The 19,283-nt window shown below is 37.3% G+C and carries 24 protein-coding genes; 9 read left to right on the top strand and 15 right to left on the bottom strand.

The genetic code is table 11. The features are described from left to right. Positions 1 to 24: 24 nt before the first annotated feature. From BM207_RS04655 to BM207_RS04640, 4 genes are all read left to right on the top strand, one after another. Positions 25 to 903: an AraC family transcriptional regulator gene (locus BM207_RS04655; RefSeq protein ID WP_090992399.1), complete on the top strand. Its 879-nt coding sequence runs from the start codon at positions 25 to 27 to the stop codon at positions 901 to 903. A gap of 65 nt (positions 904 to 968) precedes the next feature. Then, positions 969 to 1,709 carry a (Fe-S)-binding protein gene (locus tag BM207_RS04650; protein WP_090992398.1) on the top strand — a complete coding sequence of 247 codons (741 nt, stop codon included), beginning with the start codon at positions 969 to 971 and terminating at the stop codon, positions 1,707 to 1,709. Continuing rightward, positions 1,706 to 3,085 (top strand): lactate utilization protein B, encoded by a 1,380-nt coding sequence (locus tag BM207_RS04645; RefSeq protein WP_090992397.1) that lies wholly within the window; start codon positions 1,706 to 1,708, stop codon positions 3,083 to 3,085. Before BM207_RS04650 ends, BM207_RS04645 begins: the two co-directional genes overlap by 4 nt. Further along, positions 3,075 to 3,662 carry a LutC/YkgG family protein gene (locus tag BM207_RS04640; RefSeq protein ID WP_090992396.1) on the top strand — a complete coding sequence of 196 codons (588 nt, stop codon included), beginning with the start codon at positions 3,075 to 3,077 and terminating at the stop codon, positions 3,660 to 3,662. Before BM207_RS04645 ends, BM207_RS04640 begins: the two co-directional genes overlap by 11 nt. A 160-nt stretch (positions 3,663 to 3,822) precedes the next feature. On the opposite strand, the gene BM207_RS04635 is transcribed toward BM207_RS04640, so the two are convergent. From BM207_RS04635 to BM207_RS04580, 12 genes are all read right to left on the bottom strand, one after another. Continuing rightward, positions 3,823 to 4,797, bottom strand: coding sequence for a 3-keto-disaccharide hydrolase (locus BM207_RS04635; protein WP_090992395.1), 975 nt, complete (start codon positions 4,795 to 4,797; stop codon positions 3,823 to 3,825). Positions 4,798 to 4,861: 64 nt separating this feature from the next. Next, positions 4,862 to 5,386, bottom strand: a complete 525-nt coding sequence (gene idi / locus BM207_RS04630) for an isopentenyl-diphosphate Delta-isomerase (RefSeq protein WP_090992394.1) — start codon at positions 5,384 to 5,386, stop codon at positions 4,862 to 4,864. A 3-nt stretch (positions 5,387 to 5,389) separates the two neighbouring features. Further along, on the bottom strand, positions 5,390 to 6,070 hold the full coding sequence (locus tag BM207_RS04625) for a lycopene cyclase domain-containing protein (protein ID WP_090992393.1): 681 nt from the start codon (positions 6,068 to 6,070) through the stop codon (positions 5,390 to 5,392). Further along, positions 6,067 to 6,525 (bottom strand): sterol desaturase family protein, encoded by a 459-nt coding sequence (locus tag BM207_RS04620; RefSeq protein WP_090992392.1) that lies wholly within the window; start codon positions 6,523 to 6,525, stop codon positions 6,067 to 6,069. The genes BM207_RS04625 and BM207_RS04620 overlap by 4 nt, the downstream gene beginning before the upstream one ends. Before the next feature lie 13 nt (positions 6,526 to 6,538). Beyond that, entirely contained in the window at positions 6,539 to 6,985 is a 447-nt protein-coding gene (locus tag BM207_RS04615; RefSeq protein WP_143095914.1) for a hypothetical protein, read from the bottom strand. Then, positions 6,982 to 7,818: a phytoene/squalene synthase family protein gene (locus tag BM207_RS04610; protein WP_090992390.1), complete on the bottom strand. Its 837-nt coding sequence runs from the start codon at positions 7,816 to 7,818 to the stop codon at positions 6,982 to 6,984. The genes BM207_RS04615 and BM207_RS04610 overlap by 4 nt, the downstream gene beginning before the upstream one ends. Then, positions 7,802 to 9,307: a phytoene desaturase family protein gene (locus BM207_RS04605; RefSeq protein ID WP_317040272.1), complete on the bottom strand. Its 1,506-nt coding sequence runs from the start codon at positions 9,305 to 9,307 to the stop codon at positions 7,802 to 7,804. Before BM207_RS04605 ends, BM207_RS04610 begins: the two co-directional genes overlap by 17 nt. After that, complete coding sequence (locus BM207_RS04600; RefSeq protein ID WP_090992389.1) at positions 9,307 to 9,966, bottom strand: MarR family winged helix-turn-helix transcriptional regulator; 660 nt, start codon at positions 9,964 to 9,966, stop codon at positions 9,307 to 9,309. The genes BM207_RS04605 and BM207_RS04600 overlap by 1 nt, the downstream gene beginning before the upstream one ends. An 83-nt stretch (positions 9,967 to 10,049) precedes the next feature. Continuing rightward, on the bottom strand, positions 10,050 to 10,505 hold the full coding sequence (locus BM207_RS04595; RefSeq protein WP_090992388.1) for a DsrE family protein: 456 nt from the start codon (positions 10,503 to 10,505) through the stop codon (positions 10,050 to 10,052). A gap of 86 nt (positions 10,506 to 10,591) precedes the next feature. Beyond that, the gene (locus BM207_RS04590) at positions 10,592 to 11,593 is read right to left on the bottom strand and encodes a c-type cytochrome (protein WP_218155018.1); all 1,002 of its coding nucleotides are present in this window, start codon (positions 11,591 to 11,593) and stop codon (positions 10,592 to 10,594) included. A 49-nt stretch (positions 11,594 to 11,642) separates the two neighbouring features. Beyond that, on the bottom strand, positions 11,643 to 13,301 hold the full coding sequence (pafA, locus tag BM207_RS04585; protein WP_090992387.1) for an alkaline phosphatase PafA: 1,659 nt from the start codon (positions 13,299 to 13,301) through the stop codon (positions 11,643 to 11,645). A gap of 81 nt (positions 13,302 to 13,382) precedes the next feature. Then, entirely contained in the window at positions 13,383 to 13,898 is a 516-nt protein-coding gene (locus BM207_RS04580; RefSeq protein ID WP_090992386.1) for a GNAT family N-acetyltransferase, read from the bottom strand. A gap of 153 nt (positions 13,899 to 14,051) precedes the next feature. Between BM207_RS04580 and BM207_RS04575 the strand changes: the two genes are divergently transcribed. The 5 genes from BM207_RS04575 to BM207_RS04555 all read left to right on the top strand — a co-directional run bounded on the left by BM207_RS04575 (position 14,052) and on the right by BM207_RS04555 (position 17,054). Next, positions 14,052 to 15,086, top strand: a complete 1,035-nt coding sequence (locus tag BM207_RS04575; RefSeq protein ID WP_090992385.1) for a S1 family peptidase — start codon at positions 14,052 to 14,054, stop codon at positions 15,084 to 15,086. A gap of 106 nt (positions 15,087 to 15,192) precedes the next feature. Further along, positions 15,193 to 15,705, top strand: coding sequence for a hypothetical protein (locus BM207_RS04570; RefSeq protein WP_090992384.1), 513 nt, complete (start codon positions 15,193 to 15,195; stop codon positions 15,703 to 15,705). 27 nt (positions 15,706 to 15,732) lie between these two features. Then, complete coding sequence (locus tag BM207_RS04565; RefSeq protein ID WP_090992383.1) at positions 15,733 to 16,119, top strand: MmpS family transport accessory protein; 387 nt, start codon at positions 15,733 to 15,735, stop codon at positions 16,117 to 16,119. 5 nt (positions 16,120 to 16,124) lie between these two features. After that, positions 16,125 to 16,625, top strand: coding sequence for a hypothetical protein (locus BM207_RS04560; protein ID WP_090992382.1), 501 nt, complete (start codon positions 16,125 to 16,127; stop codon positions 16,623 to 16,625). A gap of 27 nt (positions 16,626 to 16,652) precedes the next feature. Next, entirely contained in the window at positions 16,653 to 17,054 is a 402-nt protein-coding gene (locus tag BM207_RS04555) for a DoxX family protein (protein WP_177217051.1), read from the top strand. On the opposite strand, the gene BM207_RS04550 is transcribed toward BM207_RS04555, so the two are convergent. From BM207_RS04550 to BM207_RS04540, 3 genes are all read right to left on the bottom strand, one after another. Beyond that, the gene (locus BM207_RS04550; protein ID WP_090992381.1) at positions 17,044 to 17,919 is read right to left on the bottom strand and encodes a helix-turn-helix transcriptional regulator; all 876 of its coding nucleotides are present in this window, start codon (positions 17,917 to 17,919) and stop codon (positions 17,044 to 17,046) included. The two genes, BM207_RS04555 and BM207_RS04550, sit on opposite strands and share 11 nt — an antisense overlap. A 6-nt stretch (positions 17,920 to 17,925) precedes the next feature. Next, entirely contained in the window at positions 17,926 to 18,309 is a 384-nt protein-coding gene (locus BM207_RS04545) for a VOC family protein (RefSeq protein ID WP_090992380.1), read from the bottom strand. A gap of 85 nt (positions 18,310 to 18,394) precedes the next feature. Continuing rightward, on the bottom strand, positions 18,395 to 19,213 hold the full coding sequence (locus BM207_RS04540; RefSeq protein ID WP_090992379.1) for a helix-turn-helix domain-containing protein: 819 nt from the start codon (positions 19,211 to 19,213) through the stop codon (positions 18,395 to 18,397). Positions 19,214 to 19,283 lie beyond the last annotated feature (70 nt).

Here is a 19,283-nt window from a genome sequence, read left to right as displayed (position 1 = left end):
CTAGTACACCAAATTAAAATTTGTATGAAACCCCAATTATTAAAAGTCTCTACAGGCCCCACACAGTCTTTTAATGTGAGGAGAGATCTCGTCCCTTATATGAATAATAAGTGGCATTACCATCCCGAGGTGGAACTGATACATTTCAAAAAGGGCTATGGCACACAATTTATTGGGGATAGCATTAAAGGCTTTCGATCTGGCGATGTTATTTTAATCGGAGCTCATTTGCCACACTACTGGCGATTTGACGATAGTTATTTTGAGGAGGGTGCTAAAGTTTCGGCCGACCTTAGCGTTGCCCATTTTAATGAAAACTTCTGGGGCGATCAATTTCTAAATCTTCCTGAAAACAAGGCCATTAAAACCTTGCTTGAAAATAGTAAAAGAGGTTTGCAGATTAACGGTAAAGTAAAAATAAAAGTAGCTGATTTATTAGCACAAATGATTACAGCAGAAGGTACACTTAGAATTATGCTACTGCTAGAGGCACTTACGCTGATTGCAAACTGCAACAAAACCGTGAAGCTATCGTCAATTGGCTTTAAACAAGATTATGCAGAATCCGAAAACATCCGCATCAATGCCATTTATGATTATACCTTAAATAATTTCAGAAGAAAAATACATTTAGAAGAAATTGCGAGTGTAGCAGTAATTAGTCCCAACTCGTTTTGCCGGTATTTTAAATCGAAAACCCGCAAAACCTATTCTAAATTTTTAATGGAAATTAAAGTCGGACACGCTTGTAAACTATTAATAGAAAATAAATTAAACATCAAGCAATTATGTTATGAGAGTGGGTTTAACAACTTAGCGAGTTTTCACAAATATTTCAAGATCACCACCGGAAAAAGCCCGCTAAATTATCAAAAGGAATACATATCCCATCTCGATAACTAGCAAACAGTACAGTATGCATATTCATTTAATTATTTATAATTTCCCCGCTAGTTAATTTTACTTTTATGAAGGTAGCCCTCTTTATACCATGTTACATAGATCAGTTTTATCCCCAAGTAGCGATTGCATGCTTAGAACTGCTAGAACGCTTAGGCATTGACGTTAGTTACCCCCTCGGCCAAACTTGTTGTGGACAGCCTATGGCAAATTCTGGATTTGAACATTTGGCTGATGGTTGTAATACACTATTCGTTAAAAACTTTATCGGCTTCGACTATATCGTGGCACCTTCCGGAAGCTGCGTATTACATATTAAGGAACATCTTAAAAACGACAGTCAGTTAGATTTGGTTAAACATATTAAAGCCACCACTTATGAGCTAACTTCCTTTCTAGTGGATATTTTAAAAGTAGAGCATTTAACTAGTAGTTTCCCTTATCGGGTGGGTATGCATCAGAGTTGCCACGGACAAAGAGGATTAAAACTTTCGCAAATGAGCGAGTTAAATGCTCCCGAATTTTCTAAACCTGGCAAGCTTTTAAGTTTAGTGAAAGACATAGAATTAGTAGAATTAGATAGAAAAGATGAATGTTGTGGATTCGGAGGCACTTTTTGTGTAGCTGAGGAAGCTGTTTCAGTTAAGATGGGAAAAGATAGGATCAATGATCATACTAAACAAGATGTGGAGTATATTACGGGTGTTGATATGTCATGTTTAATGCATTTAGAAGGTATTTTAAACCGACAAAATAGCTCAATTAGCGTTAAACACATTGCAGAAATTTTAAATGGTGTAAAAGCATGAAGACATTAAACCATGCGCAGAACGCCGCAAATTTTAACAAAGATGAAAAACGCGTAGACTGGCACGATGAAACACTGTGGTGGATAAGGCAAAAAAGAGATAAATCTGCTTTTCAAATTCCCGAATGGGAAAGTTTAAGAGATGCTGCATCGGCAATTAAAGCAAATACTCTTTCTAATTTACATCAATATTTAATAGAATTTGAAAAAAACGCTCTTGCAAACGGCGTTAAGATCCATTGGGCCAGAGACGCAAAAGAACACAATGACATTGTTTATGGCTTGCTCAAAGAAAAAGGGATCGACAAAATGGTTAAAAGCAAATCGATGTTAACCGAGGAATGCCATTTAAATGAGTATTTGGAAAGAAAGGGAATTGAAGTCATCGACTCAGACCTAGGTGAACGAATTGTTCAACTGGCAAAAGAGCCACCTAGTCATATTGTTTTACCTTGTATTCACAAGAAAAAGGAGGAAATTGGAGAGTTATTTCACGAACATTTGGGCACTCCAGCAGGAAACGCCGATCCTCAGGTGTTAACTGAAGCTGCTCGTATTCACTTAAGAGAGACTTTTTTAACCCGAAAGGCTGCACTTACAGGGGTTAATTTCGCAGTTGCCGAAACCGGAGAAATAGTAATCTGTACAAATGAGGGCAATGCAGACATGGGAGCGCATTTGGCCGACCTCCATATTGCCTGTATGGGAATCGAAAAACTAGTTCCTAGCAGGGCGCACTTGGCGGTATTTCTTCGTTTATTGGCCAGAAGTGCAACCGGACAACCAATTACTACTTATTCAAGTCATTTTGCCAAACCCAGAGCGGGGAAAGAGTTGCACATCGTTTTAGTTGACAATGGCCGCACTCGTCAGTTAGGAAGAGCGGAATTTAGGAATTCACTTAAATGTATCCGCTGTGGCGCCTGTATGAACACCTGTCCGGTTTATCGTCGCAGTGGCGGTCACAGTTACCATAATGCTATTGCCGGACCGATTGGCGCTATTTTAGCGCCAAACCTAGCGATGAAAGAATATGCGGACTTGCCTTTTGCATCCACTTTATGTGGCTCATGTTCAAATGTTTGTCCGGTTAAAATTGATATTCACGATCAGCTTTATAAATGGCGGCAAGTACTGGTAAAAGAAGGACATACAACTACCGCAAAGCAACTTGCTATGCAAACCATGGCAACAACCCTCTCGTCGCCCACCCTATTTAAAATTGCTGGGAAGACAGCAAGGGTGACATTAAAATATGCGCCATTTATGGTAAACAATAAATTTAATGCATGGTACTTACAAAGGGATATGCCCAAAGTACCGAAAAGTTCCTTCAGTGAGTGGTATCAAACTAACAGAAAACAAAATGAGCAGTAGAGATCAGATTTTAACAGCGGTAAAAGCAAACCAGCCTCCATTAATGACTTTGCCAGCATTAGATTCCTTTTTTGAGTCGCCAAAAAACGAGTTGATTATAAAATTTACGCAGGTTTTATCATCCATAGGTGGTAGCGTGATCGAGGTGGAGGACGAAACGGAGATCGGCGCATTCATTAGAGAACACTATCCTTTGGCCAATATAAGAGCTATTTCTCCCCTTGCAAATATGCAAGGGATTGCAGACCGTTACGAAGCTGAAAATAACCCTCATAAGCTTGAAAATGTGGAGCTTGCTATCTTACCAGCACATTTTGCAGTTGCTGAAAATGGCGCATGCTGGTTAAGTGAAACTTTGTTGGCAGAACGAGTGCTACCTTTTATTACCCAGCATTTAATTTTAGTCGTTAACAAAAATGATATTTTACCGACTATGCACGAGGCTTATCAAAAGATAAGCGATGAAACATACGGCTATGGGACATTCATTGCCGGTCCGTCAAAAACTGCCGATATAGAACAGAGCTTGGTACTAGGCGCACACGGCGCAAGATCGTTGTTGGTATTCTTAGTTTAACTTAATGATCCTTCATGGAGGGGTTCCCGTCATTGCGAGGTAAGTTCCGTCATTGCGAGGTACATTCCGTCATTGCGAGGTACGAAGCAATCTCACGAATAGATTGCTTCGTACCTCGCAATGACGGGAAGGTGCTGCTTCGCTCCGCTCGCAATGACGCTTACTTTGCCGGGGTAATAACAATTTTTCTAAATTCAATCGGCATATGATCACCCTGTAGGTAAATTGGGCCGGATTCACCTTCGTTACTATCTAAAGCTCCGCCAGTAATACCAGGAATTTCCTGATTGCTGATAATAGTTATACCATTTGCCACCACCGTCACTAACCGGCCAACAAGTGTAATGTCGTATGTTTGCCATGTATCTGGTCCAAGTGTTACCATTTTATTGGCCGCTATAAAACCATAAATACCGCCAAATATTACGCTATTTGGATGCGCATCCTGCTGGCTGTCCTCAATCTGCGTTTCATAACGACCCCTTAAATATACGCCACTATTACCGCCCTTTGGATACTTAAATTCTACGTGTAACTTAAAATCATTGAATTTCTGAGTGGTAATTAAGTTCGAACCTGCTTTTGGACTTGTCAAAATTCCATTTTTAACCACCCATTGATTTTCGCCGCTTGCCTTCCATCCCGTCAAATCTTTCCCATTAAATAGATTGACTGGCTTACCCCACACCGGTGGCGTTGTTCTGGTTAAATAAGGTGCTTTTACACCTGTCCATTTATACTTTTTGCCCTCACAATCGGTCATTACACCTTGCATACCGGCAGCCGTTAACTCCCCCTCAATAACCATATTTTGCGTACCGCTCTCCCATTGTGGTGGAATTTCAAACCTGAATTTTCCATTATCAAATTTTACCTCTGCGATTGGGCGTGCACTGCCTGAAGTTGCTACGAAATGCCCTACCAGTGTTCTATAACCAGATAGTTTAACCTCCAACCAAGATGGCGCCGCTTTGCCGTTTATGTCAACAGTAATGTCCCAACGACCAATCAGTTCTTTAGGGTCAGCAAGCTGTCTTGTAACCACAGGTGAGCTATTTGTTGCCGCGAATATATTTTCCGCAGAGCCAGCAATTAATAAGCAGCTCATACCAACTAAAAGGAATCTTTTACGCATAAGTATGTTTTTCTAAAATCAACAGCTCCCAAGATAAGGCTTATTTATGTTGGTTACAAAATTTTTAATTAGCTAGCTTCTGCATCAGAATGGGCAAAATCTCTTTGAACCAAAATGTGTATTTATTTGGGCTAAGGATAATATCTCGCTGTAGTTCCGTAGGATTAATCCACTGATAATCCATTACTTCATTAAGATTGATGGTTGGATTTTTGTTTGTGGTACCTAAAAATACATGATCAAATTCGTGTTCAATCAGTTCATTCTCAACAGGAATTTTATAGGAGAATGAAAATTTATAGGATAAATCACAGGCGATCCCCATCTCATAGAATAACCTTTCTTGGGCTCCTCCCTTAACATCTTCATCCCACTGCGGATGAGAGCAGCAGGCATTCGTCCAAAGTCCAGAACCATGGTATTTATCTCTTGCCCGCTGATGAATTAACATCTCACCTTTTTCATTAAATATAAAAACTGAAAAAGCCCTATGCAGCATTCCCTTTTCATGGGCTTCCAATTTATTCATTACTCCAATAGCTTGGTCATTTTCATCAACTAAAACAACCTTACTCCTATCAATAACCATATTTCATCGCTTAAATAGTTTAAAAAAGTACATCACCAATAAGAATTGCGTATATCCATAAACAGCGTCCTCAATGGGAATAGTAAGAACCCGAATTCCCAAAAACTCTTTTGGGTTATAATTTACGATGGGTGATGCAAGCCCAGTTCCGGTGAGTATGCCGTTAACCGGAAGAAATCCCAACATTAATACAATAAATATCAAGGTGGCCCTTCCAATCCAATTTACACGGGCAATAAAATGCAGGTAAATTAATGTGATGGTTGTAGCAACGGCGGTAACAAGGGTATACATTTTGTCATAATGTAAAAGAGCAATAAGAATGCTGACAATTACCATTGCAAATACAATCATGTTACTGAAGGCATCGGCCCACTCCAATTTAAAAAACCTATCAAAACAGTAATAGGTAAATACACAAGAAAAAGGAATGCAGATAAAAAACAGGCATTCCTCGAGTGGCAGCCCCACAATGGTAATTCCAACAGTATAAGTTAAATCAAACCACCAAACTCCTTTAGCAGTAAACCACATATCCCAGGCAATAAATGGAATGGCCACAAGAATAGCCGCTTTTAAAAAAGCCCCAAAATGCTTATTAAATTGTAATCTTTTATCAAATGATGCAATAAAACAGATAACAACCGTAAAAAAAAGAATTAAGCAATAGGTGAATTCTTTCATAGCCTTTGGCTATTAAAATACATTTTAAAATACTTAAGAGGCACATAAAGAAAGCCAAAACATTCTCCTTCCTCTTTTCCAATGTGTTTATGATGCTGTTTATGAGCTCGACGCAACGCAAGAAAGTAAGGGTTTTTAGTTTTGCTAAAGAACTTCACTCTCTGATGAATAAAAATATCATGGACGAAAAAATAGGCCATCCCATATAGCATGATCCCCAACCCTATATAAAACAAATAATTAAAGTCACGGAGAGAACCAAAGTACATCAACACAATAGTTGGCAAAGCAAATATCACGAAGAAGTAATCATTCCGTTCAAAAAAACTGTCATTATTGTGATCGTGATGATCTTTATGTAGTATCCACAAAAAACCGTGCATTACATATTTATGAATTAACCAGGTTGCTAATTCCATCAATACAAAAACAGTGATCACAATCAGTACTTTCATTTTGGTTAACTTATTACTTTTTTAAAATGCTTTTAATCATATTTTTCAAATCCCTATCACTTACGCCGTCTACATGTTTCCTTAAATACGCCTCGTCTTCGCGTATATTTTTATAGTAACCCAAAAATCTTGGGCAGTTTTTTTGAATCGATAACCTTATAAAGCGGGTTTCAATGTTATTTTTATCGGTCAAAATGGCTTTATTAATATTTGCTTTTCCGCGGTTGAATGTGCTTAATTTAGTTATTGGATTGAAAGTATGATGTGCCCAAATAGCTTGAAAGCCTCCTAAATAGGCTAATCCGACATTGTTTAAATTATCTTTTTTCAGCTCCGTAATCATTCCTTCGCAGGCATCCTTATCTGATACAGCCACCTTGTAATTGCTTCGGATATAAGCGAGGTCGAGACTCGGATGATAAAACATAAGTAACCACACTAAAAGTGTAAATTTTATCATAACATAGCAACTTTATAACGGATATAGCTACGAACCATCACCGAAAATTTTTGCGTATTAGGTATTCGGATGCGGTTGTTCAATATTTTCTCCGCAGAGGTTGATTTAATTTTTTTAAATAAGGATAAGTAATATTTATAAGCCAAATATACACCGAATTTAGATGAACTAGGAAGCAGCTTTATTCCTTTCAGCGCTTCTTTAAATTCGTCTTCAATTTCGTCTTCAATCTCTCTTTTAGTAACACTATCAAACAAATGCATCTGAATATTGGGAAAATAAGTTCGTCCTAAAAGCTGATAATCATCTTTTAAATCCCGTAAAAAATTTACCTTTTGAAACGCTGAACCTAAGATCATAGCATAAGGTTTCAATATCTCGTATTCTTTTTTATCACCTGCAGTAAAAACCTGTAAACACATTAAGCCTACTACTTCTGCCGAGCCATTGATATACTCATTATAGAGATCGGAATTATAATCTATCTTATTCAAGTCCATTTCCATACTATGGATAAATTGCGCTATCAACGAACCATCAATGTCATATTGATGAACAGTTTCCTGAAAAGATTGTAAGATTGGATTAAGTGATATTCTTTCAGTTAATGCAGCGTGGGTTTCCTCTTTAAAGCGATTCAATAGTGTTTTCTTGTCATAATCGTGGAAACTGTCAACAATCTCATCAGCTAATCTTACGTAGCCATAGATTGCATAAATCGCATTCCGAATATGAGGACTTAAAGCCAATATCCCTAAAGAAAAACTAGTACTGTATTTCTTCGTCGTGCTTTTACTTACTTCATAAGACAATTCATCAAACAGTTTTTTCATAGGTATTATGTTTAATTTTGCTCAATTCATTTGCGGCAATTTTTCCGGAGATGATAGATGGTGGAACCCCCGGACCCGGTACAGTTAGTTGTCCTGTATATAATAAATTACTGATTTTCTTATTACTGATCTTCGGCTTTAATACCGCAGTTTGGGAAAGGGTATTTGCGAGTCCGTAAGCATTTCCCCCATAGGCATTATAATCTTGCCTAAAATCCGACACACAGTAACTTCGTTTGTACTCGATTTTTGAGAGCAGATTAGCGGTCTTTGTCAATTTTTCAATTCGGCCAATCATTTCCTTTAAATAGCGCTCGCGTAATTCCTCCTCATCATTAATTCCTATTGCTAAAGGCATTAAAAGAAACATATTCTCACAATTGGGAGGGGCTACGCTTTCATCCGTTTTAGATGGACAACACACATAAAACAAGGGATTTTCAGGCCATTTTTTATTTCCATAAATTGCCTCAATATGGATATCTAAATCATTCTCAAAAAATAATGTATGGTGTTTAAGGCCTGGAATTTTTTCATTTAGTCCCAGGTAATAAATCAGGCAAGAAGGGGCAAAAGTTTTGTCCTGCCAATATTTTTCTTGGTAATTTCTTAAATTTTCATCCAGCAAAGTCTCAGTATGGTGATAGTCGGACGAAGCGATAACGGCATCGAAATGATGTTGCGCCCCATTAACGGTTAGCGAAGTGATTCTGCCATCCTCTGTATTTATTTTCTCCACTGTTTTGTTGAAATGAAAAGTAGCTCCCTGCGATTCAGCTACTTTTTGCATAGCTAAAACCAGTTGGTAAAACCCGCCCATAGGATAATGAGTGCCCAGGGCATATCCTCCATAGTTCATCAGACTATACAATGCGGGAATATTTTTAGGGGAAGCGCCCAGAAAGATAACAGGAAACTCCATTAATGTTCTCAATTTGGGATGTGTAAAATACTTGGCAACGTAACTCCTAAAATCGGTCAATAAATCAAGTCTTAACGCACTAATTCCTATTTTCGGCGACAAAAACTCTACCCAACTGTGGCAAGGCTTGTTCACAAAATCTTGCATACCCACTTCATACTTAAATTGAGCAGCTTTCATAAACTCCTCTAATTTTGCTCCTGCTCCAGCTTCTAAAGATTCAAAAAGTGCTACTAAGTCCTTATACGACTGCGGCACACTAATATTACCATCTTCAAATATCATTTCAAATTGAGGATCAAGAGAAACCAAGTTGAAGAAATGCGAGGTTTTACAATCAAAATCTGCAAAAAAATTCTCTATGATATCGGGCATCCAATACCAACTTGGTCCCATATCGAATACATAGCCCGCTTGGGTTGTAAATTGCCTAGCTCTTCCACCTGGCTGATGATGCCTCTCGAAAACCTGTACCTCATAGCCTTGCTTAGCAGCATAAGCAGCGGCCGATAACCCTGAAAACCCTGAACCTATTATAGCAACCTTCTTTTTATAAGACATCATCATTAGGTTAATTTTGCAAATGCCAAATCTAATAAATTGGCGGAATCCATACTTTCATGATAAATAGGCTTGTGAAAATCATCCAGCTTCTGCAATAATTTTATCAGCTGCATTTTTTCAAAATGGTTTAGATTTCCGGTCACAATTGTACTGGCTTGTCGAATTTTCCCCATTTGTTCTTCAAGTTTTTGGAGTCCCTTTTCGGTGATGGACAAAATCTTACTTCTTTTGTCCGATTCGGAGACATGCTGGGCTACCCAGTCCTTTTCTAGTAAACGGTCAATTATTTTTATACCAGAAGGTTTATCGTGTACATTTTTTTTTATTAAAGCTGTTTTGGTCATTTCGCCAAAAGACTTTAATGTAATCAAATAGATAAAATCTTCCTGTCCGGAGAACTCAGAACCGTGGATAGCCGATTTTGAATAGGATTTTGCGTACCGGTTCATTTGAACGATCAGCGTATTGATTACACTCTCTGCTGTTCTGCCATTTTCCTTCCCTTCCCAGTTAAGTTCGCTTAAAGATGAATTATGATCAAAAGCAGTTCCAATCCATTCCTTAAAGCCCACTATATCATTGGTATAACTCTTAGAAAGGTTATTGAAGCTTTCAAAATCATCGGTTAAATCAATGACGTCTTTGATGAGGCTATACTTCATTTGCTATTTAATTTGTGTAAATATATACCAAAATATTAATTTATAAAACAAATTAATATAATTTTACACTAAACAGCTGGTCGCTACGGATGCACTACTACCCATCCATCAGCACTTCGGATAACAATTTCCCCGTTTCCACTTGGTACAAAATTGATGAAAGGAAATAATGTATTCTTATCGATTTTCCTTTCCCTTAAGGTATTTTCGCATTGTGCCAGGATAACCCCCTGCTTTTGCAGGTCAAGTAGTTGTGCTTCAAAGAGTCCGGTTTTATCAAACACTTTAAAGCCATCACCAAAAACAACCAATTCTAAAGTAAGTTTTCCTTTTAACCGAGGATCAGTAAGTACATTGCGCATGTTCCTTAGCGTACTATTCATGTGCTTTTCATCGCCGTTATTTAACACATAAAGGGCTTTATAGCTTTTTAAGTTAGCTTTTGCACCAGTAAACACATCTTTCTGTTGTTGCGCAAATAAGGGATGAACGCCGAATGCCAAGAATAAGCATAAAATAGGAATAAGTAATCTTTTCATTAATATATGTTTTAATAGCCTTTGCAATATAGCCGATTAATTTATCTCAGCATAAAAATTCATTCTTTTCACCGCTTCATTGTGGGTTAATTTTTGTGAGCCCTTGCAATTCCCTCAAAAGGACCGTATTTATGTTGTTCTTCTGAAAAATTATCTGCGTAGGGACCAAATGGAAAGTCGATAGGTTTTGTAGATAAATCTTTCCAATCCTCAGCTTGATCTTTATGAGGGCGAGGTTGTGAGTTTACAAACGCAGCTACATCCCAAGCTTCTTCGTCACTTAATACAATGTGCTGATAGCTTGCCCCAAAAGGCATATTGTTTTTCACGAAACCTGCAAAATTGCTAATCCTGTATAAACCTGCCCCATCATTATAGCTGTTTTCCCCCCACAAAGGAGGATAATTTTTTGTGTTACCGTGACAAGTTTTACATTTACCCAAATACACCACTTTACCTTTTAAAGGATCAGCAGCTCTGTCTAAAAAAGCCAATTTCATAATTCCCGCGTTTTTTGGTCTTATTCTATCTGGCACATCTTTTCCAAGCCATTTCATGTAGGCTATCATGGCAAGCATTTCTTTAGAATTAGTGTCTAATCCGCTTCCATTTAAACTTCTTTCTAAACAACCATTGATGCGATCGGCAATAGAAACTAAGGTACCAGATCTGGCTTTAAACTGTGGATAAGTAGATTTTACAGCCGCGTAATTCAATGCAAAATCTTTAGTGCCAGCTTCATGATGGCAGTTCTGACAATTCATTACATTAGCAATTTGGGCAACGCTGCCTTTTGGACCCAAATATTTAGCCGTGTTCGAAATCAGCTCTTTCCCATAACGAATTTCCTCGCCTACTTCTCCCATTGGAATCGTACTTTCATCTGGAGCTTTCCAAGTATAATCATCCGTAACAGGTAATGATTCGGAAACGTTTTGTTTTACTAAAACTGTGGTAAGAGCTGGGCGTTCGGAGCCCATCAACACACTAATTATCATAGCGGCTATTACTACAAAAAATATAGCTATTAACACCATAGAACGAGAAAAAATAACAGCTGCCTGTTCCCTTTCGCTTAAATTCTTCATTCTCTAATTAGCTGTGATATCAATTATTCCTCCTAGTCGGCTTTTCATACTATTTTTTAGCGGGGTTGACGATGAGCACCTCACTAATCGCTTTTCCAATGTTTCCATTAGGAGGTTGAATTCTTAATAAAGACGATACTGTCGGGGCTATATCGACCATATGCCGCTGTTCAAGTGACCGGCCCTTTTTGATACCCCACCCCATCCAAAGGAGGGGTATTTTCGCATCATCCGGGAGCCATTCACTATGTGAAGATCCTTTTGCGTTTAAAGAGCCAGTATTCCCAGTTAGAATGTAAAAAATGCCCCCAGATCTATCTGGATGATGTCCGTTTACAATTCTTTCTTTAATTTCTTGTGGCACGGCAGCCTCACCAACCTTGTTAAGATCGACCACAAAAAGGACATTTGGTTCTTTTCTTAAAAAATTAACACATACATCCCTAATTGCCTCCTCATTTAATTGATGCTCATTTAGAGCTTTGTAATTAAATCGTATCTGAGAATAACTAGTACCAGAAACTAAATTCTTCACAGTAAATTTTTTTTCTAAAAGCGTATTCAGTCTATTTTGTAAACCTGGCTGACTAGCAAAAACAGGAATCTTATGCTCTTCCAAAAACTTGGGATTATGTGTAGCACCATGATCAGCAGTAAGGAATACAGTATATTCTCCTTTTCCGACCTCAGCATCAAGATATTTAAAGAATTCGGCTAAATCACGGTCAAGACGTAAATAAGTATCTTCAATTTCAACCGAGTTCATCCCAATTAAATGACCGATCGCATCAGGTGAGGAAAGACTTACGGCTAAAAGATCGGTTTCCTTCCCTTTTCCCATTTTTTCATTGGCAATAACTGTTTTAGCAAAATCCAGCGTAATAGAATTTCCAAAGGGAGTGGTATAAATTACCTCATAACTATCTTTCGTAAAAAGCTTCGATGTCTCTATCGGGAAAACCGCTTCCTGCTGTCCTTTCATCAATCCCTCATGAACAGCCTTATCTGGCGAACTTTGAATATAGGTATCTATTGGATATAAAGTGTTCCAATTGCCAAGGAGGTATTTTTCTGCAAGGTTTTGATTGTTGAAGCCGTCTACCCATTGTGGTAATTTATCCATATAGTACGTGCTTGTAATCCATTTTCCACTTTTAGTGTCGAACCAATAGGCGGCATCTGCAGCATGGCCGGCAGGTAAAATTGCCCCTCGATCTTTGACAGCAAGCCCAATCACTTTTGACCTAAAGTTTGTAGCTAGTTTTAGCTCATCACCAATGGTAGTGACTAACAAATTCACGGGAGATTTTTTTCCACTTGAGGTGGCAATACCTACACTCTCAACATTGTCATCTGCTACGCAATTAACTGATTTGCCGGTGGCATTAAAAGTGATACTATTGCCCGTAATTCCATGTATGGCTGGAACTGATCCAGTATAAACAGTGCTATGGCCAATACCGGTCACGGTAGGGAGATGGTTGATATAAGTGTTCTCACAGTTGAACCCCTCATTTAACATCCTTTTAAAACCTTTATCACTGTAACGGTCGTAAAACCGATATAGATAGTCCCAACGCATTTGATCTACCATAATTCCTACAACTAATTTAGGTCTGGGAATAGTACTCGGATTCTTTTTTTGGGCCCAAGAAAGTTGACTTAATAACAATAATACCAGCAGTGGCAACGTTTTATTAATTCTCATTTATGTGTGTGTTTGAACCATAATAGTAAGTAATTTTAAACTTTCAGCCAAACTTAATTCTTAATTGGTGGAATTTAGAAATCACAATAACTTCTCCATCTCGATAAGCTTGATCGTCGGAACTTTCGGTTCGCCAAAGCGTCCTTCAATTTCTTCGAAGGCAATAGAACCGCCTGTAGCCATGTATCCATGTCTTTTGTACCAATCGATCAGTTCTGTACGGCTACTGATCACCGTTAAGATAATCCGATTGCAATTATTAGCTAAGGCATAGACTTCGGCTGCCGCTAGAAAGGCCTTACCAATGCCCTTTCCTTGCGAAATTGGTGAAACCGCAAACATGCCGAGATATAGTTGTTCAGGCTTTAGTTCTAAATATACCGTACCCACGATTTTTCCGTCTTCATTGGTATACTTCAATATGCTAACAGCTGCATTACTAAGCAAATCCGCCAGTGTTACCTCATTAATCCTGATCCCGTCAAGAATTTCCGCTTCGGTTGTCCATCCTTTTTTTGATTCATCACCACGATAGGCCGCGTTGATTAAGCTATTTAATTCCTTTATATCTTGCTGTACTGCTTTAGTTATGGCCATCTTATCTATTAAAGATGCGAAAATAACGAAGTAAATCTCTTTAAGAAATATTTCTTCCTAAAGCAAACAACCCCGTGGCGGCATCATTTCTTAACTAAAGTTAAGAAATTAGTTAAGGGTAATTTATAATTTTACTAAGTTATAATTTAAGATATGCTAAAAGTCAACCATTTTTTGTTTGAGAAAATACTGCCGATAGTTGTACTGATAGCACTTGGCGCTTCTGTGCTAACGTGTAAAAGAAACAGTCGCATTAAGCCAGATACCGGAATTAAAATCCCAAAAATTGAAGAGGTATTAAATAGTAACGACCCAAATTTAATTCAGTTGTTAAAGAATGTGAGAGGTAGCGTTGGGCGAAGAGGTGCTGGATCTAAAACAATCTGGAGTAGGAAAAACGATTATGAATTAGGGCTATATGTTAGTGCTAATCATGTTTACGGGCTATCCGGTTGGATTTCTAGAACTGCTCAGTTTTTTGACCCGAGTGTTGAAAATTTAGGTATTTTTGAAACCTCCCAGATACCACCTTCCACCGGAAGCATAAGCTTAGGAAATACACTTACGGCCGATTTCCCCCTTATGCATTTTGATATTTCAGCAAATGCAACAAATACATCTTTACTACCAGCAGAAGATTTTTATTTAGGTGTCCTTGATAATCAAAGAACTGAGCAAGGACCCTTGGTTAAGCATCCTAATCATGTTCAGATCTCAGATCCCTTACAAATGTACGATCCCAATTACCGCACAAAATCTGCCCGAACCTGGAACATTCCGATGGTAGGCGAGTATGCTATAGCGATTGGATATCCTCAAGATAGGGCTAACTATCCCAATGGTGCAGTGGCCTATGGCAAAATATTATCTGATACAGAATCAGTTAATAGGGTGCTTGCATTGAAAGCCGTTGGCGATACCGAAGGAGATATTCCTTATAACGCTAACGTCGAATTTTTTGTAGATGCGCAAGCAATACCCGGGATGAGTGGAGGTGGAGTTTTTAATGCTGATGGACAGTTATTAGGAATTATGGTGAGGGCAAGCGATAAAAAAGAAGCTCCAAAAATCATCAGGGTAGTGAAAATGTCTCACATCCTGCATACCATGTTAACCTTTTATAGCGGCTTATCTGAAGCAAATAAGCACAAAATCGTCCCATTTATTCGTGGCGAGCTGAATCCATAATAAATGTCGATATCCCTAAATTGAAAAAAGTGATTCTTGCATATTTTAAATATAGGGATCAAATTAAATTCGCCCTTAGGAAATTACCTTATCAAATAATCTATTCATGAAAACCATAAGCACTTTTAGCCTTTTACTTTTAACAACTACTTTCTTATTCGCACAACAAAATGGAAGCTATACCAAAAATGACAAATTATTAAATATAGGTATAGGTGTAAATTCCTTCTATGACGGTGGCATACCTTTTGGAGCCTCTTACGAGCAAGGTATTACCTCTACCATTAGTGTTGGAGTAAATGCAGACTATCTTTCAAACGACTACTTGTCTTTTAAATTTACCGCAATCTATTTAGGTGTAAGGGCTTCTTATCATTTTAATGATTTATTAAAAATAGAAAATAACAAGATTGATTTATATGGTGGTCCAACATTAGGCTACCGAAATTTTTCGTGGAAAGACACTAAGCAAAACTTAGGTGACGACTACGGAAGCGGACTATTTTTGGGTGCATACGTGGGTGGCAAGTACTACCTAAGCCAAAAGATAAGTCTTTTCACTGAGCTAGGTGCTATCGGTAGTACCAATGCTAGAATTGGCGTAGCATTTAAATTTTAATATACATCCTTATCAATAAACATCCTTATGAAAAAGTTAATTCTTACCATTCTTACCGGACTTCTTATCTGTACATCTTGTAAAAAAGATTCAGACAAAAAGCCAAATACATCGTCACGAGTAGTTCGTTATGAACTTACTGGGAATTTTACGGGAACGCTTTTCGTGGCCTACACCACCGCAAATGGGGGTACAAGTAATGACGAAGTTACTTCACTTCCTTGGACTAAGGAAGTCACCTATTCCAACACACTTACTGCGAGTAATTTCGTCATCGTTGGAAATGGCGGGGTACCGGGGCAAAAAGTTACCGTTTTAATAAAAAGAGGGGGTAATCAAGTTGGACCACCATTGGTGGTAACTGCGAATAGTTCTGGTGCATTTTCGGAAGGTGCGCCGCCCATCGTATTTTAATTCATATGAAGACTATCGCAAGCATACTGCTCATTTTCTGTAGTTCATTAACTGCAGTGGCCCAAATTTTACCAGAGTTTAACGAAAAGCCTGCGTATTTTGATTCTAAAACAAAGCAGTTAAGAGAGCTGGAAAAATCGCAATACAACACTATAGCAAAAGCTAAAGGCTTATTTAAAGCCGAAGGCGGTTTTATGTTAAATGGTATTTCATCCCCCATCAAACTAACTAAACAGGATGAACTAAAATTCGTTGTAAAGTTAACACCTGGAATGGATCCAACGTCTGTTTTCGATTTAGTGCAATTTGAAGTTCGGAAAGATCAACGGGTTTTTATAACTACACAAGCAAAAACCACGAGTACCACGACCTCATTTGAAAAAATAGTCTATGAGGTTAAAAAAATCAAAGATGGCTACTATTATTTAATTGTTAAGAATCTTGATCAAGGAGAATACTTTTTTGGCGCTAAAGACTTTATGTTTGCATTTGCTGTTGTTCTCTAAAACTAAAACTTTATTCAAATTAACAAGATGATAAAAAACTTACCCATATTACGCACTGGCCTAATCGTCATTTTTTTGGCGCATAGTCTCTCAGGAATGTTCAACAATGGCGTTAACGATTTTGGAAATCTATACCTAAATCAAATAGGTTTTGCTCCATTTGGTGTCATATTAGCATGGCTAATAAAGCTTTCGCATGTTGGGTTTGTATTTTCACTTGTGACAGATAGGTATCTGAAATTTACTTCCATCGTTACAATATTGGTGTTAGTTGCAGGTATTATGATGGTTCACTTAAAAGAAGGGTGGTTTGTTGTAGGTGGCGGTAGAAATGGTGTAGAATTCAATTTTTTACTCATCATTTGTATACTCACGATCCTTTATCCAAAAATTAGAAACAAGGCAATAGCCGACGTAACTAATCAATAAGTTGTTTTCTATTTTTAGCGGGGGTGCAATTATAGTAAGATCTGTACAACCTGATAAAGGAACTCGGGCATTCAAAACCCACTGTATTTACAATTTCATTAATAGAATAAGTTGATTTTTTGATCAGGTGATGCGCTCTTTTTAATCTAATCTTAGTTAGAAATTGATGAGGCGTTTCACCAAATGCTTGTTTGAAGGTTCTTAGCAAATGATTAACTGATAAGCAACTGTTTTCTGCAATTGATTTTAATTCAATCTGTTTATTGTAATTGCAATAGATAAAATCTCTGGCTAAGTTCAGTCTTTTAACAACTTCTGCTTTAGTATGCTGTTTTATGCAGTTTAAACGCTCTTCAGCTTGCAAGATATCCTGGTTAAAAATCTCTAAATAGTTTATAAAGGTATGATGTAAGTATTCCTCCAGTAAATGATCATCGTTCATGTTATTTTTAACAAAGTTTTTAATATGATGAAGATTGAAAAGCAAATTACTTTTTAATGGCAACAAGGTTTCTGGGAAATGAAAACTAGATGGATCTTCCTCCTTAAGATTTTCTAAAAGATAAGCAGCAGGTCTTTTCAAAGTTCTCTCCATATCCTGTAAAAATTTTGAATCGAAAGAAATGGACAAAGACTGTACATAATCATTAGACTCAATCTTACTTTCAAAATCAGTATTCTTATTGATAATGAGGAAACAATCTGGATGAACCACCAGCTCCTTTCTACTAAATTTATAGGTTCTCGTACCTGAAAAGACAAATTTTAGGGTTAAATCATTATTTTGATAATCTCCATGACTATACCTTTTAGTTTCTTGATATAGACTGTTATTATTTTTAAGGCGTTTGAAATAAGTTTCCATTTAAGTTTAAATTTCTAAGTCGTTGTATTTTCGCTCTTCTAATAGCATGATTTTATTGCCATTAGGGTCGTAGAAACTGAAACTTAACCCTAACGAAGAATATAATGGCGTAGAAAGTTCAGTAGCTCCTGCCTCCCTAAGCCTACAATATGCTAAAATGCAATCGTGCGTGTGTAGGATTAAAGTACTTTTAGAAAGAGCCTTCGTACTCAATTTGATTAAAATTATTCCTGTTTCTGCTCTTTCATCTTTTCTTAATATCCACCATTCTTCATCAACACCCAACTTAACATTTTCGCAAAAAGTAAATTTTAAATATTGAGTGTAAAATGAAATCGATTCCGTTTCATTCTGAATATAAACAGACGCATACCTAATCACATTGCTCATTTTAACAAAGTTAGCAACAGGTACTTTAGCGAAATAGTAAAAAACCGACAGGTCTACTTAACTTGTTCTTAATGCAATAAGAAAGTTAGGATGAAGATTTTTTTGAAATGAATGCAGAACTTTCTGATAAAAGAAAATTATTCCTTCGGAATTGAGCAGGAGTAATATTTGTAAACTGCTTAAAATCTTTAATAAAATGAGATTGGTCTGTATAATCGAGAAGATATCCTACATTCGCAGAATTGTTATAGTCGTGACTTTTAAGCAACGCTAATGTTTTTTCGAACCGAGCTAAGCGTTGGAACGTTTTTGGAGATACGCCTATCGCGCTTTTGAACAATCGCTCCATCGTTCGTTCCGTTACCTTATATTTTTTCTGTAGGTTAAAAAGATCGCGTTGCTCAACGAGTTCGTTATTTAATACAATTTGAATAACATCAGGATTTACAATTCTTTTATAAGTAGTTTGATCTTCTACAAACCTACACATTATCTCAATCCTGCGAGCGTGACACTTCGCATCAGCCAGTTTTGAGAGAAGATTTGTATAACCAAGATCATTTAAATCTACATTTTGATTAACCACCAGATTTGGAGCTACTTTAAATATTTCTGTTAGCGCAAAAGGATTAAAACTTACTCCAAAATGAGAAAAATTTGCCTGAACAGAGGTGAAAGATGGATAAGTCTCAATCCCACATATATAAGTTTTAGGGATATCCTTATTTTCATCACTTTTTAATTGAGGCCTGTCGTCTACCTGAAAAACCAAACGTGGATATTTATCTGCGTAATTATCAAAATAGATAATTTCTTCAGATCGGTAATCTGCCAGGTCACAACTCCAAAAATAACGGATATATTTTTTCAAATATATCGGTGGTTCATAGAAAATTATATTCATCCGGTAGCATTTCAGTTCTGCAATTTACAAAAAGTGAGCTTATAAATACACCTTTATTTAAAAGTGATTT

The sequence above is a fragment of the Pedobacter insulae genome (genome assembly GCF_900113525.1).
GTDB lineage: Bacteria > Bacteroidota > Bacteroidia > Sphingobacteriales > Sphingobacteriaceae > Pedobacter > Pedobacter insulae.
The sequence above is the reverse complement of the archived record's forward strand: the minus strand, read 5'-3'. Positions and strand labels throughout refer to the sequence as shown.

What these genes read in the sequence shown, in the direction of transcription:
- BM207_RS04570 (WP_090992384.1), top strand. Translation starts at nt 15,193, where the DNA reads ATGAAAACCATAAGCACTTTTAGCCTTTTACTTTTAACAACTACTTTC.
- BM207_RS04645 (WP_090992397.1), top strand. Translation starts at nt 1,706, where the DNA reads ATGAAGACATTAAACCATGCGCAGAACGCCGCAAATTTTAACAAAGAT.
- BM207_RS04560 (WP_090992382.1), top strand. Translation starts at nt 16,125, where the DNA reads ATGAAGACTATCGCAAGCATACTGCTCATTTTCTGTAGTTCATTAACT.
- BM207_RS04545 (WP_090992380.1), bottom strand. Translation starts at nt 18,309, where the DNA reads ATGAGCAATGTGATTAGGTATGCGTCTGTTTATATTCAGAATGAAACG.
- BM207_RS04610 (WP_090992390.1), bottom strand. Translation starts at nt 7,818, where the DNA reads ATGAAAAAACTGTTTGATGAATTGTCTTATGAAGTAAGTAAAAGCACG.
- BM207_RS04650 (WP_090992398.1), top strand. Translation starts at nt 969, where the DNA reads ATGAAGGTAGCCCTCTTTATACCATGTTACATAGATCAGTTTTATCCC.
- BM207_RS04595 (WP_090992388.1), bottom strand. Translation starts at nt 10,505, where the DNA reads ATGAAAAGATTACTTATTCCTATTTTATGCTTATTCTTGGCATTCGGC.
- BM207_RS04605 (WP_317040272.1), bottom strand. Translation starts at nt 9,307, where the DNA reads ATGATGATGTCTTATAAAAAGAAGGTTGCTATAATAGGTTCAGGGTTT.
- BM207_RS04550 (WP_090992381.1), bottom strand. Translation starts at nt 17,919, where the DNA reads ATGGAAACTTATTTCAAACGCCTTAAAAATAATAACAGTCTATATCAA.
- BM207_RS04575 (WP_090992385.1), top strand. Translation starts at nt 14,052, where the DNA reads ATGCTAAAAGTCAACCATTTTTTGTTTGAGAAAATACTGCCGATAGTT.
- pafA (WP_090992387.1), bottom strand. Translation starts at nt 13,301, where the DNA reads ATGAGAATTAATAAAACGTTGCCACTGCTGGTATTATTGTTATTAAGT.
- BM207_RS04590 (WP_218155018.1), bottom strand. Translation starts at nt 11,593, where the DNA reads ATGAAGAATTTAAGCGAAAGGGAACAGGCAGCTGTTATTTTTTCTCGT.
- BM207_RS04640 (WP_090992396.1), top strand. Translation starts at nt 3,075, where the DNA reads ATGAGCAGTAGAGATCAGATTTTAACAGCGGTAAAAGCAAACCAGCCT.
- BM207_RS04580 (WP_090992386.1), bottom strand. Translation starts at nt 13,898, where the DNA reads ATGGCCATAACTAAAGCAGTACAGCAAGATATAAAGGAATTAAATAGC.
- BM207_RS04540 (WP_090992379.1), bottom strand. Translation starts at nt 19,213, where the DNA reads ATGAATATAATTTTCTATGAACCACCGATATATTTGAAAAAATATATC.
- BM207_RS04555 (WP_177217051.1), top strand. Translation starts at nt 16,653, where the DNA reads ATGATAAAAAACTTACCCATATTACGCACTGGCCTAATCGTCATTTTT.
- BM207_RS04615 (WP_143095914.1), bottom strand. Translation starts at nt 6,985, where the DNA reads ATGATAAAATTTACACTTTTAGTGTGGTTACTTATGTTTTATCATCCG.
- BM207_RS04635 (WP_090992395.1), bottom strand. Translation starts at nt 4,797, where the DNA reads ATGCGTAAAAGATTCCTTTTAGTTGGTATGAGCTGCTTATTAATTGCT.
- idi (WP_090992394.1), bottom strand. Translation starts at nt 5,386, where the DNA reads ATGGTTATTGATAGGAGTAAGGTTGTTTTAGTTGATGAAAATGACCAA.
- BM207_RS04620 (WP_090992392.1), bottom strand. Translation starts at nt 6,525, where the DNA reads ATGAAAGTACTGATTGTGATCACTGTTTTTGTATTGATGGAATTAGCA.
- BM207_RS04625 (WP_090992393.1), bottom strand. Translation starts at nt 6,070, where the DNA reads ATGAAAGAATTCACCTATTGCTTAATTCTTTTTTTTACGGTTGTTATC.
- BM207_RS04600 (WP_090992389.1), bottom strand. Translation starts at nt 9,966, where the DNA reads ATGAAGTATAGCCTCATCAAAGACGTCATTGATTTAACCGATGATTTT.
- BM207_RS04565 (WP_090992383.1), top strand. Translation starts at nt 15,733, where the DNA reads ATGAAAAAGTTAATTCTTACCATTCTTACCGGACTTCTTATCTGTACA.
- BM207_RS04655 (WP_090992399.1), top strand. Translation starts at nt 25, where the DNA reads ATGAAACCCCAATTATTAAAAGTCTCTACAGGCCCCACACAGTCTTTT.